This is a genomic window from Sphingobacterium sp. UBA5639, from assembly GCF_002421245.1.
GTDB classification, from domain to species: domain Bacteria; phylum Bacteroidota; class Bacteroidia; order Sphingobacteriales; family Sphingobacteriaceae; genus Sphingobacterium; species Sphingobacterium multivorum.
The window spans coordinates 20647-34983 of record NZ_DIJR01000016.1; the positions used below are offsets into that span (position 1 = coordinate 20647).

At 39.2% G+C, this 14337-nt stretch carries 18 protein-coding genes; 11 read left to right on the plus strand and 7 right to left on the minus strand.

What is annotated here, in order from left to right; all coding sequences use genetic code 11:
• Positions 1-43 precede the first annotated feature (43 nt).
• The 3 genes from B4Z90_RS10560 to B4Z90_RS10570 are packed head-to-tail and all read right to left on the minus strand — an operon-like array spanning position 44 to position 3018.
• The gene (locus B4Z90_RS10560) at positions 44-874 is read right to left on the minus strand and encodes a glycosyltransferase family 2 protein (RefSeq protein ID WP_286802179.1); all 831 of its coding nucleotides are present in this window, start codon (positions 872-874) and stop codon (positions 44-46) included.
• Position 875: 1 nt separating this feature from the next.
• Positions 876-1943, minus strand: a complete 1068-nt coding sequence (locus tag B4Z90_RS10565) for a glycosyltransferase (RefSeq protein ID WP_286768356.1) — start codon at positions 1941-1943, stop codon at positions 876-878.
• Positions 1933-3018 carry a glycosyltransferase family 4 protein gene (locus tag B4Z90_RS10570; RefSeq protein ID WP_286768355.1) on the minus strand — a complete coding sequence of 362 codons (1086 nt, stop codon included), beginning with the start codon at positions 3016-3018 and terminating at the stop codon, positions 1933-1935. The genes B4Z90_RS10565 and B4Z90_RS10570 overlap by 11 nt, the downstream gene beginning before the upstream one ends.
• A gap of 268 nt (positions 3019-3286) precedes the next feature.
• On the opposite strand from B4Z90_RS10570, the gene B4Z90_RS10575 reads away from it, so the two are divergent.
• The 6 genes from B4Z90_RS10575 to B4Z90_RS10600 all read left to right on the plus strand — a co-directional run bounded on the left by B4Z90_RS10575 (position 3287) and on the right by B4Z90_RS10600 (position 9005).
• Entirely contained in the window at positions 3287-3523 is a 237-nt protein-coding gene (locus B4Z90_RS10575; RefSeq protein WP_070566443.1) for a hypothetical protein, read from the plus strand.
• 234 nt (positions 3524-3757) lie between these two features.
• On the plus strand, positions 3758-4759 hold the full coding sequence (locus B4Z90_RS10580) for an L-histidine N(alpha)-methyltransferase (RefSeq protein ID WP_286768354.1): 1002 nt from the start codon (positions 3758-3760) through the stop codon (positions 4757-4759).
• A 12-nt stretch (positions 4760-4771) separates the two neighbouring features.
• Positions 4772-5965: an ergothioneine biosynthesis protein EgtB gene (gene egtB, locus B4Z90_RS10585; RefSeq protein WP_286768353.1), complete on the plus strand. Its 1194-nt coding sequence runs from the start codon at positions 4772-4774 to the stop codon at positions 5963-5965.
• Between the two features lies 1 nt (position 5966).
• Entirely contained in the window at positions 5967-6887 is a 921-nt protein-coding gene (locus tag B4Z90_RS10590) for an ABC transporter ATP-binding protein (RefSeq protein ID WP_286768352.1), read from the plus strand.
• Positions 6884-8449, plus strand: coding sequence for an ABC transporter permease/substrate-binding protein (locus B4Z90_RS10595; protein WP_286768351.1), 1566 nt, complete (start codon positions 6884-6886; stop codon positions 8447-8449). The genes B4Z90_RS10590 and B4Z90_RS10595 overlap by 4 nt, the downstream gene beginning before the upstream one ends.
• Before the next feature lie 283 nt (positions 8450-8732).
• Positions 8733-9005 (plus strand): hypothetical protein, encoded by a 273-nt coding sequence (locus B4Z90_RS10600; RefSeq protein WP_075992232.1) that lies wholly within the window; start codon positions 8733-8735, stop codon positions 9003-9005.
• 752 nt (positions 9006-9757) lie between these two features.
• Here B4Z90_RS10600 and B4Z90_RS10605 read toward each other — a convergent pair.
• Both B4Z90_RS10605 and B4Z90_RS10610 read right to left on the minus strand, forming a co-directional pair.
• A complete protein-coding gene (locus B4Z90_RS10605; protein ID WP_286802180.1) occupies positions 9758-10531 on the minus strand; it encodes an Fpg/Nei family DNA glycosylase in 774 nt (257 codons plus the stop codon).
• Positions 10532-10541: 10 nt separating this feature from the next.
• Positions 10542-10742 (minus strand): hypothetical protein, encoded by a 201-nt coding sequence (locus B4Z90_RS10610; protein ID WP_248933574.1) that lies wholly within the window; start codon positions 10740-10742, stop codon positions 10542-10544.
• Between the two features lie 93 nt (positions 10743-10835).
• Between B4Z90_RS10610 and B4Z90_RS10615 the strand changes: the two genes are divergently transcribed.
• The 3 genes from B4Z90_RS10615 to B4Z90_RS10625 all read left to right on the plus strand — a co-directional run bounded on the left by B4Z90_RS10615 (position 10836) and on the right by B4Z90_RS10625 (position 11846).
• On the plus strand, positions 10836-11018 hold the full coding sequence (locus B4Z90_RS10615) for a DUF3606 domain-containing protein (protein ID WP_075992235.1): 183 nt from the start codon (positions 10836-10838) through the stop codon (positions 11016-11018).
• 4 nt (positions 11019-11022) lie between these two features.
• The gene (locus tag B4Z90_RS10620) at positions 11023-11280 is read left to right on the plus strand and encodes a hypothetical protein (RefSeq protein ID WP_075992236.1); all 258 of its coding nucleotides are present in this window, start codon (positions 11023-11025) and stop codon (positions 11278-11280) included.
• Positions 11281-11399: 119 nt separating this feature from the next.
• Positions 11400-11846: a hypothetical protein gene (locus B4Z90_RS10625; protein WP_075992237.1), complete on the plus strand. Its 447-nt coding sequence runs from the start codon at positions 11400-11402 to the stop codon at positions 11844-11846.
• A 26-nt stretch (positions 11847-11872) separates the two neighbouring features.
• Here the strand turns inward: B4Z90_RS10625 and B4Z90_RS10630 are convergent, their stop codons facing one another.
• Entirely contained in the window at positions 11873-12340 is a 468-nt protein-coding gene (locus B4Z90_RS10630; RefSeq protein ID WP_088161279.1) for a hypothetical protein, read from the minus strand.
• Between the two features lie 343 nt (positions 12341-12683).
• On the opposite strand from B4Z90_RS10630, the gene B4Z90_RS10635 reads away from it, so the two are divergent.
• Together B4Z90_RS10635 and B4Z90_RS10640 are read left to right on the plus strand one after the other, a co-directional pair.
• A complete protein-coding gene (locus tag B4Z90_RS10635; protein WP_075992239.1) occupies positions 12684-12920 on the plus strand; it encodes a hypothetical protein in 237 nt (78 codons plus the stop codon).
• A gap of 147 nt (positions 12921-13067) precedes the next feature.
• Positions 13068-13325, plus strand: coding sequence for a hypothetical protein (locus tag B4Z90_RS10640; RefSeq protein ID WP_145330417.1), 258 nt, complete (start codon positions 13068-13070; stop codon positions 13323-13325).
• A gap of 5 nt (positions 13326-13330) precedes the next feature.
• Here B4Z90_RS10640 and B4Z90_RS10645 read toward each other — a convergent pair whose 3' ends face one another.
• On the minus strand, positions 13331-14284 hold the full coding sequence (locus tag B4Z90_RS10645; RefSeq protein WP_286768345.1) for a helix-turn-helix domain-containing protein: 954 nt from the start codon (positions 14282-14284) through the stop codon (positions 13331-13333).
• Positions 14285-14337 lie beyond the last annotated feature (53 nt).

Sequence of the window (14337 nt, forward strand, 5' to 3'; positions counted from 1 at the left end):
AGGACGGCTCTTTAAATGTCCGAGAATAACCTTGACCTGTTTCCTATTCAATGAGGCTGGCCCCAATTTCTTGTTTTGAAGGTTCTCGAACAATGGTTATTTTATTGTTTTTGAGGGATATATATCCGCACTCATAAAATTTAGTTAACCATCCCATCATTGGCCAAACTCTCCATTTTAGGAAAAATTGATTAGCGTTGATGACAATTGGTTTGAAGTGGTTTAAAGGGGGATTATAACTTGGATGATATTGGTGGTAGGCCAATGCGTCTATCGTGATATGAGCAACCCCATTATTCCTCGCACTGAAACCAAAATCGGTATCTTCAGCTCCATATCCAATATAATTTTGATCAAATCCTCCAATTTTATGGAAAGTCTCTTTGGTACACGCAAAATTGAGGGACCAAAAAAGTTCATAACTAAATTGATTTACATCTTTCCTGACAGGATCCGGCCTGCTGTTTTGCATCAACTGCGACATCCATCCAAGTTTATCTGCAAAGCCTTTTTTTAAATACCTTACTCGGCCGCTTATTAAGATATTTTTTGTTGAATAGGGCAGATACTGTTCTATTAAATCATCTGCCGGAATACAATCTACGTCTAAAAAGATATTAAATAAAGAACTCGAACTTTTTATAGCCGTATTTCTTGCTTTGGCCAAATTTAATTCACCTGCTGTATCTATTTCCAAGGACTTTATCTTAAAGGGATATTCGTCTTTGAGTGGGTAGGCACGTTCATTGATATAGACAATGATCAGCTCTATGGGTAGAATAGAATTTTTTGCGAGCCCATTCATCAGGTTTATTAGCGCGTCATGGCGTTTATGTACGATCGTCAATACAGAAATGGAAGCGGTAGAGTACATATTATTTATATAAAGTTTTAAATAGATTTGAATGCAGTTTCTTAAGCCGCGCAGCAATTTCGATGGTCGCTTTTGGGTTCATCAATTTTTCCCATGCTTCGACCTTTAATTTTTTTGCGTTTTCAATGATGTGGGACCAATTGACCTGATGTAAAGCTTGCTCTTCTATTATCGTCGCTACACCAGCATTTTGCAGTAGTTTGGCTTTTATTTTTTGCTCTTCAAAAGGCCTTTCCGCAGGTACGCAAATAACTTTTTTTCTTAAGTCGCCCAATTCCATCACGCAGTTGTGTCCCGCATTGCTTATCACGATTCCGCAATTTTTTAATATATCGTATGCAGTTTTTGAATTGCCATAATAGCTGACTCCACTAATAGCGTGATAATCTGGTATTGTGCCGAGTATATGTAGGCTGGATGTTTCAGGTAGATCTTTCCGAATTTGAGCGATGAGCTTCCAATCGAAACATGTGCCACCTCGGCCAAAAAACATCGCTATCTGATCGTCCGCACTCGTATTGTCCTCAATCGACATGCCGCTATATTTGGAGAAGCCACCTGAATAAAATGTTTTATGCGCAAAATCGCTTTCAATATCTTGAGCCATTGTTTTTGCGTATGGTGCCAACACAAAAGAAGCGCTTTCATAAGCCATTAAGTGTGCTAAGTCGGAGCGGTTGCCATGTTGTCTTACGACTACTGTTGGTATCCCACAGAGACGCGCAAGTAAAGTTATCTCGACCGACACATCAACGAATAGTAAACAGTGGTTGTGCTTAGCAAAAAATTCTGTTATAAGGTAATTTCTATTTATTATACCCTTCACATTCACGGGAGCATAATGTAAAAAACTCAAGTCACTAGCAGCCCAATCCCGATCGCTATTGGCGGGAATATCAAATGGCAATACGATTGAACGAATACCTTTTGGTATTAAATCTTTATAAGTTTCTAATGAACTACCGAGGAAAACCACTTCATCAGAGGGTAGTTGCGCCGCTATAGCTAAGGCTCGAGTAAGATGACCAGACCCATGGTGGTGAATATAAAAAGCATATTTATAAGACATATTTATCTGCACATTTTTTGATTACTTGAGCAAATATATTTTCGTAGGAAGATACCATATGCTGTATATCCAATGATGATTCAGCATGCACTCGGCATGCTTTGCGACTAAGCTGTGCTGCGTCGTTTATGCACTTAGCCAATTCTGTCACTGAGCAGGACGCTGTAAGACATCCAGTTTCTTTTGTCACAATTTTTGGTAGCGCTCCTCTCGCAAAGCCAGCGACTGGCGTTCCGCATGCGAAACTCTCAGCAACAACCAAACCGAAAGGTTCTTCCCAGCAGGGGGTAATCACACTTACTGCCGCATTTCCGATTAGTTCATTAAGTTGTTCGTGTGTGCAGTGCTCTACCCATTCAGCGTTGTCATCGAGAAGCGGTTTGACAAAAGTGTCGAAATAATGTTTGTCTGCGACCGAGCCTGCGATTTTGATAGGTCTTCCGGCCAATTTTGCAGCTGCTATTGCGAAATGGGTTCCTTTATCGGGATGAATTCTGCCAAACCATAATGCATACTCTCCAGAGTTATTTGCTATATAGCTCCATTTATTCAAATCAATTCCATTGTGTACGACCTTACAGTTGGGTATATAGGGCTTCCACATTGTTGCATTTGTTTGCGAGACAGATACATAAGTCATTTTGTTGTATCTGTTTGCTGCCATAATAGCTTTTTTCATCTCAAAAATAGGAGGTGTATGCAATACAGTTACCATCGGTGTTTCCGCCAAGGTCGCCATTGTAATGGGTACGTAATTTAGGCTATTGTTAAATATAACATCAAAATCATATTGGTCTATCTCCTGCATCAGCTCCAGATAGGCGTGATGTGTCGATATAAAATCTTCACTCAATTCATGCGAGCGAAATCTACTTAATGTTTCCATATCGTAATCTACATCGCTAAGGATAGCATGCACATTTAGAGAAGGATCGGAATGCTCACTGGCAAACAAGGTAACCTCGTGTCCCCTTTGCAGTAAAAGTTTAGTTACTTCGTATGTAAAGGCTTCCAACCCGCCCATAAATGGTTTGCGGATGGGATGTTTTAAATGAGCTAGCACTGCTATTTTCATAATATATTGATTGTATATGTGATGCACGTGACGTAACCATGCTGATTAGAACAGCACCAAGTGAAATTCGTTCACCGTTAGTAACAATTATTTTTAGGATACCCTAAAACCAGCTACTATTGAATTGACTATTTCGACGCTAACTAGGTTGATATGCCAACCTCGTATCATGTTAAGGTCGAGAATTAGCGTCTCGACCTTTTTTTTGTTTAAATTTAAACCATTTCCTCTTGAAAATAGTTCAATAATAAAGCAAAGTAGATATATTATGGCACTTACAACAGGAAATGAAGACAAAGTAACAAGAGAGGTAGAAAACCAAACTTCTAAAATTCCATCGATTTTATTTTTAGCGGCTTCGCTGGCAGCGATGGGAATTTCAGCAGCATTAAAATGTTGCAAAACAAAAGACGATAATAATGCACTGTTTGTCGGGCAGTGGGCGGCACCGTTTTTATTATTAGGTATTTACAACAAGATTGTTAAGACCGAAGGGCACGATTAGTATGGTTTTATTGTGATGAGTGTTTTAGAGGCTGATCTTATGATCAGCCTTTTTTAAATAGTAGTAATTGCTCCGAATCGATAAATTCAATTGTAAATCAGCATAACGTCCCCGCCTTAATCCAGGCTGGCCATTTGCTGTTTCGACCATTTTCACAGATTGGATTATTCTGAAACTATTCGCTCATTTTTCCTGTTATATTGCTGTATAAAAGACCGCAAAAACCATAGAGTTATGAGTTTACAATTAAATAATGTTCTACCGGTAAATAGTGCTGTACCTGAGATCGAAAAGTATGAAGGGATTTTTCACAAGGACGTGATAGAAGGTTTAAATACTTATCCAAAGAAATTATATTCAAAGTATTTTTATGATCCCATTGGCGATCGCCTTTTCCAGGATATCATGCATATGCCCGAATATTACCTGACCGACTGCGAGCTCGAAATATTCCGCACAAAAACCTTTGAGCTAGCGGATTTAATCACTACTGATGAATCCGATTTCGACCTGATAGAACTCGGTGCAGGTGATGCCCTTAAATCAAGTCATCTATTACAACATCTCAGCGCAAATCACACCTCATACTCCTATATGCCTATCGATATATCGGGCAATATTCTTTCGTTATTAGTCGAAAAATTAGATCGTGACATCCCAAATTTAGACATTGTACCGCTTGAGGGAGAGTACTTTGAAATGCTTGACCAAGCGATGAAAATTTCCACACGGCGAAAAGTAGTATTATTTTTAGGCGGTAATATAGGTAATATGGATATGGACGAAGCCCAGCTTTTTTGTGCCGAAGTGCGCCGTAAACTAAGCCCCGGTGATATGATTATAATCGGTTTCGATCTCAAAAAGAATCCACACACCGTTCTTTCTGCCTACAATGATAAAACCGGAATCACGTCGGCCTTCAATATCAATTTATTGAATCGCATAAACAGGGAACTTGAAGCTGATTTCGATACCCAATATTTTCAGCATTATCAGTCCTACGATCCAATTTCTGGAGCCTGCCGCAGTTTCTTGGTCAGCCTAACCAATCAACACGTTCATATTAAGGGTGATTCCATATTTTTTAAGGAAAATGAATTGATTGACATGGAAATTTCTCAGAAATATGCTCCTGAGGAAATACAGCGTATGGCTTCCTTAGCAGGATTTCAGCTGATCGCAAATATTGAAGACAGCAAAGGATGGTTTGTTGATTCGGTATGGAGGGTGTCCTAATACGTTTTATTTATGAAAAATATACAAACTGCGCTTATTGAAATGTCGGAAAAGCAAAAATGGATCGATAGCTATCTTGCTATACGAGCATATTCCGAAGAAATTTGCCAACCGTTGGAAACTGAGGATTATGTGGTTCAGCCCATAGGAGAGGTTAGTCCTCCGAAATGGCATCTTGGACATACCACCTGGTTTTTCGAAACATTTATTTTACTTCCGCATCTGCCAAACTATCAGCCATTCGATGCTGAATACAATTTTGTATTCAATAGTTACTATGAAACAATAGGAGCTCGGGTGATTCGTACAGATCGAGGAAATCTGAGCAGACCTTCCGTTGCAGACATCTATAGATATCGCAAATGTGTGGACAAGTCCATGATTGAGTTTTTAGATGGTGGGTTTTTGACAAATGATCTCCTTGACATCTTTGTGCTAGGATTAAATCATGAACAGCAACATCAAGAATTGCTGCTTACGGATATCAAATATATACTTGGGCACAATCCACTTTTTCCTGCATACGGCAGTACAAAAGCCGCTATCAGTTATACTGCAGCTGAATCAGCGTATGTCAAATTCGATGCTGGGATTTATGAAATCGGATATGAAGGTCCGGGTTTCTGTTTTGACAATGAGAAAGGCAGACATAAGGTTTATCTGAATGACTTTGAAATTGCGAGTGATTTGGTGACAAATAAGGAATATATGGCTTTCATGGAAGCTGGTGGGTACGCTGATTTCAGGTATTGGCATGCCGAAGGTTGGGACTGGGTAAAACGGCGTCAGGCTCGGGCTCCCTTATACTGGCATTTGATGGATGGTCAATGGATGAATTATTCCTTAGCGGGGTTGATGGAAATAGACCATGAGGATGCAGTTTGCCATGTCAACTTTTATGAAGCTTCCGCATTTGCAGCCTGGAGGGGAATGCGGCTTCCGACAGAGGCAGAGTGGGAAGTTGCGGCAGATCATCTCAATTGGGGACAGCGCTGGGAGTGGACCAATTCTGCATATCTACCTTACCCCGGATTTAAAAAGGAAGCTGGTGCCGTGGGCGAGTATAACGGAAAATTTATGGTTAACCAAATGGTCTTGCGCGGAGCCTCTATTGCAACACCTAAAGATCATAGCCGCAAAACGTACCGAAACTTTTTTCAGACGGCACTGCAATGGCAATTTACAGGTATTAGACTGGCGAGATAATATGATAGATATCGTCTCCATTTCAAAATTCTTCAATGGAAAGGTTGCAGTCGATCAGATTTCCCTTCAGGCCAAGGAAGGCGAAGTTCTTGTTCTGCTAGGGACCAGCGGTTGTGGAAAGACGACAACCCTAAAAATGATCAATAGGCTTATCGAACCCGATAAAGGCCAGATCTTTATTGCTGGCAAAGATATCAGAGAAAGAGACATCCATGATTTACGTAGGCAAATTGGTTTTGTCATGCAGCATGCCGGCCTTTTTCCGCACTATACCGTTGCACGCAATATTGCTGTAGTTCCAGAATTGCTGAAATGGGAAAAAAAGACAATAAGCCTGCGTACTGCGGAGCTACTTCACAAATTAAACTTGGGCGAGGAGATCCTCCAACGTTATCCCCATGAACTGAGTGGAGGGCAACAACAGCGCGTAGGCATTGCTAGGGCACTGATCGCCGATTCACCTATTCTATTAATGGACGAGCCCTTCGGAGCACTGGATAATATAACCAAAGCAGATATCCACGCAGAATTCAGATCCTTGGAGGAGATACGCAGTAAGACGATCATCCTCGTTACGCACGATGTGTCGGAGGCTTTCGAACTTGGACAGCTGATCTGCTTAATGGACAAGGGGAAAATCGTGCAGATTGGAACGCCAAAAGAACTGTTATATAGACCTGCAAATGAATTTGTAGCCAATTTCTTCGCCGAAAATCGCCTACTATTGGAGTATAAAGTGACTACCTTACAAGAACTACAAGGGATTACGGCGATAGATCCTTTTATCTCGCGTTATGGATTTACATTGAGCACAGATTTATGGCATGCCACCCAGGTTCTGAGTATGCATACAGATGCGGCGCAAGCCTATGAAACGCTAGTGGGTGCATTTAACAACTATCGAAAACAACAAGTGGTATGAAAGCGCAAAGTTTTTGGCAATTTATTCTCGAACAACAGGACAAGCTATTGACCCAGATTGGCCAACATCTTGGGCTTACATTTTTATCTTTGGTATTTGCCATTCTTATCGGAGTGCCTCTAGGGGTACTGATCTCGAGAAAAAGAAAATTTGCTGCTATTATTTTAGGTTTTGCAGGTGTTTTGCAAACTGTACCGAGTATTGCATTGTTGGGTTTTCTTATTCCGGTTCTGGGTATCGGAGCTATTCCCGCCATTGTTGCACTATTTATTTACGCACTCTTACCCATTATCCGGAATACCTTTACCGGCATTACAGGAGTTGGTTCCGGTATCGTGGAGGCAGCCAAGGCGATGGGTATGACCGCTTGGCAACTGCTTCTCAGAGTAGAACTCCCACTTGCCATGCCAGTGATTATCGCGGGCGTACGTACAGCGGCAGTGATCAATGTTGGTGTAGCTACCTTGGCATCATTTGTTGCCGCCGGAGGCTTGGGTGAATTTATTTTTGGCGGTATATCCCTCAACAATTCAAACATGATCTTGGCCGGTGCTATTCCTGCAGCATTACTAGCAATCCTCTTGGACAAAGGCATTGCACTAATCCAATATTCCCAGGTAAATATCAAAAGTCGACAGACCTATATTATTTTGGGCATATTCACCGCTGTGTGCATTTTAAGTATGCTTTATATGGTTATGAGGTCCAATGACAGTCGCATCAAGGCAGGTTTCACACCAGAGTTTATGGGACGTCAGGACGGTGACCTGGGACTTCGCAGTATCTATGGTCTTCAGGTCAACCCACTTGTTGTCAGCGATGCGATTATGTATAAAGCCGCTTATGAAAAAGATCTTGATCTCATTAGCGGATACTCCACCGATGGGCGGATCAAGGCATACGACCTGTTTGTGCTGGCAGATGACAAGAAGATTTTCCCACCTTATTTTGCAGCGCCAATTATAAAGACGGCAACACTTCAGAAATTCCCAAAGCTGGAAGAAACAATGAATCTGCTGGCAGATAAGTTCAATGATTCGGTCATGACGGATCTAAATTATAGAGCCGATTTTTTGAAGCAGACGCCAGAACATATTGCAAAGGACTTTCTGCTGCACAACAATCTTTATAAGCCAACTGGTTCTGGGAGCGCCGGTACGATAAAGGTAGGTTCAAAAATTTTTGCAGAACAATATATTTTGGCTGCGATATACAAAATTCTGATCGAAGGCCATACCGATTATAAAGTAGATACAAAGACGGGGTTGGGTGGGACCAAAATATGTTTTGATGCTTTGGTGAGCGACGCGATTGATTGCTATGTAGAGTACACCGGAACAGGCCTTTTGGTGTTGTTAAAACCAAATCAGCAGGTATTAGGAAGCGTATCCAAAAGTCCTTCCGATACCTATAATTATGTGAACAATGAGTTTCAGAGGCTGTACGGCATCAAGTGGTTAAAACCTTTGGGATTTAATAATGCTTATGCGCTAATGATGCGGCGGTCTCAGGCCAGAGAACTTCATATTGAAAGAATTAGTGATTTGAAAAAATATTACTAAAAGTGGTATAAAAACTAAATCAGAAAGTCAAAAAATGATGTTCCGAAGCATTTCTCCTGTATGATTACACCTCATAAAACTCATACAGGACAGTTTTAATAGTTATATATAAAAAGGAGTAACCACCACGAGTCTCTTGATTCGGGAATGGATCCGATGCAAGCGATCAGTCAGATTTAGTACTATTAGGATCTGCCGCTAAGCACAAAAAGTTAATGACTTTTGAACCATATGGGTTGTATTTCTGTTCCAAAGTAAAGACAACCGTATATAGCTTTCGAAGATGAAATTTGTCAAAGTAAATCGAGTCGTATTAACCGCGCTGCGAGCGATGGGGTATAATGTCCTAATTTCACCTGTCAATGTCCAGGATCCACAAAATATTACCTGGAAGGCGATATGGGTGGATGACGTAGATACCTGGATCAGGAGTTTGTATTGTGGGCATGGAAGTACGGCTCGTCCTAATATTCTGGACGTTGATTATGTATTAGCCAATGTTCCCGAGTGCTATTTGTCGGGAAGTGTATTTATAGAAAGTGATAAGGTCCATTAGTCTATAAGTCCGCTTGGTTATTTGGCGTGAATATCTTCTGTTTAAAGATTATTGTGACTACATTTTTTTAAGAGATCCAGAGGTTAAAGAATCGTTGTATGATTACCCATTTACCATTCACTTTTTCAAGCAGAAATGCATCACCGTTTCCACATAAAGGGCCGCATATATAGTCAACCGGCACGTATGCTTTTTTGCGATTATACCCTATAATGGGAAGGTGAAAGTAATAAATGCTTTGGTTGCGGTCCATCCTGTATTTATCGGCGTCATCAACAGTGTACGCTGCTTTGATAGCGGCTGGAATCGGGATGATTGCCTTCCTTTCGTTCATCTGATTCAGCATATCCAGCGAATCTGTGAGCTGGTTATCCAGTATTTTCATCAGCTTCTGTGGATCGACGTTGTAAAAAACATAATTCCTGTCATGCAATGATGAGATAGAATCTCTNNTTATGAATGAACGCCCTTCGTTCTCCTTCACGTTGCAGTTTGATACCAGCTGAATCGTCAGACAAAATTGTTTCTAAAATGGAAACATAGTCTTGTTGCATTGAGCTGTCATTGTATATTTTGGACTTATTATTTTGTACCGGTGTCATTGTACTTTTACGCATTGTACAGCCCTGGAGAACTAAAAAAAAGAAGATAATATATAGATTATTCATATGCAATTAGTTGCTATTATTTCCGTACCAGATCTGTGCCAAAAAACTTCACTGAGATAAGTAATTCTCTAGTCGTATCCTGTGCTATTCGAAAACTTTTTGTTGCTCTGTGTAATAAGTAGTTCTGCCGCTAATTTTGGTTTGCAATATTTCATGATCCTTACCATCAACCTTCGCATTTTTGTTATGAACTTTCATGAAATCCCTTATCTCACCGTTAATGATTTCAGGATGCTCTTTTAGAATCTGCTGTTCGGCATTTTCCAGTACCTCCTTAATTGCTTTGGCAAGATGTTGTACCTTCTCTTCGGGGATTTTGTTTGAAATTGAAAGTGGTGATATCCCTGCTTCATACAGGATTTCGTCGGCGTAGGCATTTCCAATACCGCCAATGACGTTTTGGTCCATCAGGAGAGTTTTAATTTTGGCCTTGCTTGATTGCAGTAATCCGAAAAGTAATTTTGGATTTAGCTTTTCAGAAAGTGCATCCATCACGTTTGCATGTTCAGGATTCAATTCTATATATGCCATCCTCTTAAAGTCGGTAATGGATAGCGTGCCACCATCCTTAAACTTCATGGAAACTAATGCATACTTTGGGTTTTCGTCTTCAGAATATATCAGTTTCCCATGCAACATGAGATGAACCGACAAGGTAGCATCTTTGCCAAAATCAAAAAAAAGCCTTTTACCTTCCCGATAAACTTTGACGAGTTTTTTGCCCTCTAGAGTTTGCAGCTCATTCAGGCTGACTTTGGCTTTTTGTTTGTTGTGAATGGCAGCTTTTTCAAGCACTTTACCTTTAAGCATTTTTGTGAGATTTTTGCTGAAGGCCTGTAGGTCTGGTAATTCTGGCATAGTTGTCGATTTAATAATTTGTGTACTTCTTTCTACTCTCTTCTTTTACCTTTTTAAAATGCTCCCTCGCTTTTTTTAGGCCGGTTGCTATGGCAATTCCTTCTTCGGCGCCTTCCTCAAGCAAAGCGTTTGCGATTTCAGTTTCTTTCTCCCGGATGTTGACCGGTTGATTTTTATATGATGGTGGATAATCTCCATTATACCAAGGCATAATTCCTCCTTTTTGTATTTAGAACAACATCAGAATAGTGATAGTTTTCAAACTCTATTGGCTGGCGGTTGTTCTATTCCAAAAACATTTATTATGACAGACAATAAAAATAAAAAAGATGCAAGGGACCGCAATCAGGTAGCTGGCGGTGAATCTTATGAGGTAGATTATTTGGCAAAAGAACTTGGCGTAACCCGGCAGCAAGTCGAAGAGGCCATCAAAAGCGTTGGCAATGGTCGTGAGGATGTTATTAATTATTTGAAAAATAAAAAATGAGAATATGGGAGCTATAGCAACATTCACTGGAATTCCGGTGACAAATAACATAGGAGTAGAAAAATACTGTGATTTTGAAGTAGGACAGGAGGGGCAAAACGGACCATATGCCCGAATTACGATGGATGGCTGCCAGATGATCTTAGATGAAGATTTTGGTTTTATAGAGGGCGATCTTGCGGAAGAATGGAGGGAACCCGCTATTGCCAAACTTCTTCTTTTACTGGAAGTAGACCGAAACCGAGATGGAACTTTGAGCTAGTTAATTTGTTCATTACTTTTCTCAAGTTTAATTATGATATTCAGGTTAAAAGGACTCTACAATATATTAGCGGGGATTTGACCGGGTATTCAGGATCGTATTGAAAGATAAAAATAAATATGACTGGTATTAAGAAATCCAAAAATGAGCTGTTAAAAGATGCACGATTGCAGGAGCTTGAAGGTAAAACTGAAGATGCCATCAAAAGCTATATCCTGGTTATAAGGAAAGCACCATTACAAGCAGGGGCATATAACAGATTAATGATTCTTTATCGAAAGCTCAAAGAATATAAGAAGGAGCTAGCCATTATTAAGCAGGCTATTGCTGCCTATGAGAAGGATTTTAAAGACGATCAACAGACCTGGAAGAAAGCAAACAGTAAGTCTGCACGTCTCAGTCTTAGTTTAGCTAAATCTATGGGGCTTCTCAACGATAAAGGCCTTCCCGTATATGAAGAATCTCAGATCATCAGCTGGAGAAAGCGCATGGAGGCCGTACAGAAAAAAATTAAGACACCAGCAAAGCCACAAAAAAAGAAACCGACAAAACGTTTAAAAAAGTAGCGTTAAACACACAAATAATCTCGAAATTATCTATTATCATCTTTTCTCCATTTTAGCTCCCCGTGTTGAATCATTCCGATGTATTTTTGTACCTGGTCGTCGGTCAGTAGGCTGTTGTCCTCAATATGATAATCGAAATTCTTAGTATACTTGTCGTGCTGGATGCTGCCTACATAAGCATTGTTCAGATAAATGTGCCAAAGACTGTATTTTTTCGCGCGTACCTCGACTACCTGGCGCACGCCATGGTGGTAAAATAGCTCCGGTACATCGGTATCGAATCGCAAGATCAGTGCATCGATACATGCTTCCTTTATATCATCTGCAAGTTCTCCAAACGCAAGTTCCCAAACTCCCTGAGACTTTCTGAAAACATAAAAAGCAAGCCCATTTTTGTTGTAAAGATGATAGTCTTTCATGCCCATGCTTTTATCATGCACAGTCATTTGGACATACATAACGCGATTACGGCAAAAGACTTCAAGAGGTTTCATGGATCAAAAATACTAATTAATTTAGTAAAAATAAATGATCAAATTGTGGTAATTGTATCTTTCAGTGTCACTACACTCCTTTGTACTTTATTTTTGTGATCTTTTTTTACAATTATAAATACTGCTAACAGAGGGATTTTCCTGCCTTGATACTGCTGATCTGCATAAACCGTATATATCATGGTTCTAAATATTTAAGAAAGAACAAGAGCTGTGGCATATAGGTTTATCTATTGGTAAATATTGGTCAACGAGCAACTTTAAACGGCTAGCGTATGCACACGAAGATCAAAATAAAAGATGTAACCCTCCTTTTAGCCCACAAATTCCGATATACATCAGTATGCCTTTGTTCTTGCCGGATTTTGGCGAAGAAATAGTCGCTAAGATATTTTATGCGGACAATGGATTCGATTCTGACTTTTACAATGATATGGCTTGGAAGGGATTAACAGGTCCTAAAGCTTTTATGAAGCTCTCGGACACGAAAAGAAAACGTATAATAGATCGTATTAAAGCTGAACAGTATAAAGTAGAAAACAATGATACAGTTCAACACGGTCAACCTGCGGGATGTTAAAAATGTAATCTTATCTTTATTGTTTATAAAAGTAATTTTTTTATCGAGTCGATTTTAATGAACAGATTTTTTACAGTTTTATTATCTATAATTTTTATAACTATTGGTTGTTCTCGGAGAATGTATAGTGAAGATCCGATTAGGAGAGTGCAACGATATAACAGCGGTGGATTTGAAGTGCAAGCTTACACAGATGTGAATGAAAGTAACATGTATGAAAACCTAATTGTATCGGGGGTAATTAGATTGGGTGACACTAATGAAAAAGCAAGCAATACATCTGTGAATTTTAAATCTGAAAAAGGGGAACTAATTGGAAGTACCGTTACCGACTCAGATGGCATATTTAAAATGGAGCTCTCAACCTCTGATTTCTCCGGTAAAGTAGAATTTGCAAAGGGATAAGGTATTTACATTCTATTTTTATCCTGCCACTTCTTTGGTTTTAATCCAAAGTGTTTTTCAAACAACCTTCCGAAATAACTCAGATTGCTAAATCCTACTTGATAGCCAACTTCTGAAACTGAAAGATTTTCCTGCTGTAATAGTCTTGCTGCTTTTTGCATACGAAGATGATTGTAATATTCGTACATTCCTTTTCCAAAAACTTGTGTAAAAATACTTCTTAGTTTTAGCTCATTCATTCCACCTATTTTTACCAGTTCATCTTTAGATAGGGATTTTTCCAGATTTGATGCTATCGTATTCCGAACCAAATAAACCGCATCAATTTCAGCGTTGTTAAGATGGAAATAATCTGTTTTTTTTCTTTTTAATAAATTGCTGAAAAGCAGATAAATAAGTTCAAGTGCTTTTAACCGATAAAAAGTTTGCGGTAAAATGTTTTCTATTGAAAGGTCAGCTAATTGAGCAATTAAATCAGTCATTTCAGGTGACAAAAATTCTTCTATCCAAAAGGTTTTTTCTATATCAAAAAGATAAGACAATTTATCTGCATCATTTCCTACAAAATGTTTCAGGTATTCCAGCTCAACTAAAATGCTGATTTGCTGTACGTGGACATCTTTAGGAAATAACACTTCACTTTCCAAATGTGAAGGTATAATACGAACATGAGGCTGATTGTTCAAAGATCTTTTACTAATGGCATTTGCCGATTTTTTGTTAATAAGAATATTTTGAAACGAAATGAGTAGTCCTTTTTCTATTGTCCTGATTGGTTTTCTTTTATAAGCAAAAGTCTTGCTGGCAATTAAAGAGCGAACCATTATTAACATCTCGGGCATCAAGTCCACAATGTTCAATTCGTTGAAATTCAAAAATTTTATCTCATTTTCAATGGAAGATAAGGAGATGCCAAGTTTTTCAGCAAGTTTTCTCATTTTACGCTTTTCATCAAACATAATTTTTTGGACTATTATTAGTTTAATTTGGGCTATTTTATCTGTAAATATAG

Bases quoted from the DNA above. Each gene is read 5' to 3' on its own strand.
- B4Z90_RS10560 (WP_286802179.1), bottom strand. From the start codon at position 874: ATGTACTCTACCGCTTCCATTTCTGTATTGACGATCGTACATAAACGC.
- B4Z90_RS10565 (WP_286768356.1), bottom strand. From the start codon at position 1,943: ATGTCTTATAAATATGCTTTTTATATTCACCACCATGGGTCTGGTCAT.
- B4Z90_RS10570 (WP_286768355.1), bottom strand. From the start codon at position 3,018: ATGAAAATAGCAGTGCTAGCTCATTTAAAACATCCCATCCGCAAACCA.
- B4Z90_RS10575 (WP_070566443.1), top strand. From the start codon at position 3,287: ATGGCACTTACAACAGGAAATGAAGACAAAGTAACAAGAGAGGTAGAA.
- B4Z90_RS10580 (WP_286768354.1), top strand. From the start codon at position 3,758: ATGAGTTTACAATTAAATAATGTTCTACCGGTAAATAGTGCTGTACCT.
- egtB (WP_286768353.1), top strand. From the start codon at position 4,772: ATGAAAAATATACAAACTGCGCTTATTGAAATGTCGGAAAAGCAAAAA.
- B4Z90_RS10590 (WP_286768352.1), top strand. From the start codon at position 5,967: ATGATAGATATCGTCTCCATTTCAAAATTCTTCAATGGAAAGGTTGCA.
- B4Z90_RS10595 (WP_286768351.1), top strand. From the start codon at position 6,884: ATGAAAGCGCAAAGTTTTTGGCAATTTATTCTCGAACAACAGGACAAG.
- B4Z90_RS10600 (WP_075992232.1), top strand. From the start codon at position 8,733: ATGAAATTTGTCAAAGTAAATCGAGTCGTATTAACCGCGCTGCGAGCG.
- B4Z90_RS10605 (WP_286802180.1), bottom strand. From the start codon at position 10,531: ATGCCAGAATTACCAGACCTACAGGCCTTCAGCAAAAATCTCACAAAA.
- B4Z90_RS10610 (WP_248933574.1), bottom strand. From the start codon at position 10,742: ATGCCTTGGTATAATGGAGATTATCCACCATCATATAAAAATCAACCG.
- B4Z90_RS10615 (WP_075992235.1), top strand. From the start codon at position 10,836: ATGACAGACAATAAAAATAAAAAAGATGCAAGGGACCGCAATCAGGTA.
- B4Z90_RS10620 (WP_075992236.1), top strand. From the start codon at position 11,023: ATGGGAGCTATAGCAACATTCACTGGAATTCCGGTGACAAATAACATA.
- B4Z90_RS10625 (WP_075992237.1), top strand. From the start codon at position 11,400: ATGACTGGTATTAAGAAATCCAAAAATGAGCTGTTAAAAGATGCACGA.
- B4Z90_RS10630 (WP_088161279.1), bottom strand. From the start codon at position 12,340: ATGAAACCTCTTGAAGTCTTTTGCCGTAATCGCGTTATGTATGTCCAA.
- B4Z90_RS10635 (WP_075992239.1), top strand. From the start codon at position 12,684: ATGCCTTTGTTCTTGCCGGATTTTGGCGAAGAAATAGTCGCTAAGATA.
- B4Z90_RS10645 (WP_286768345.1), bottom strand. From the start codon at position 14,284: ATGTTTGATGAAAAGCGTAAAATGAGAAAACTTGCTGAAAAACTTGGC.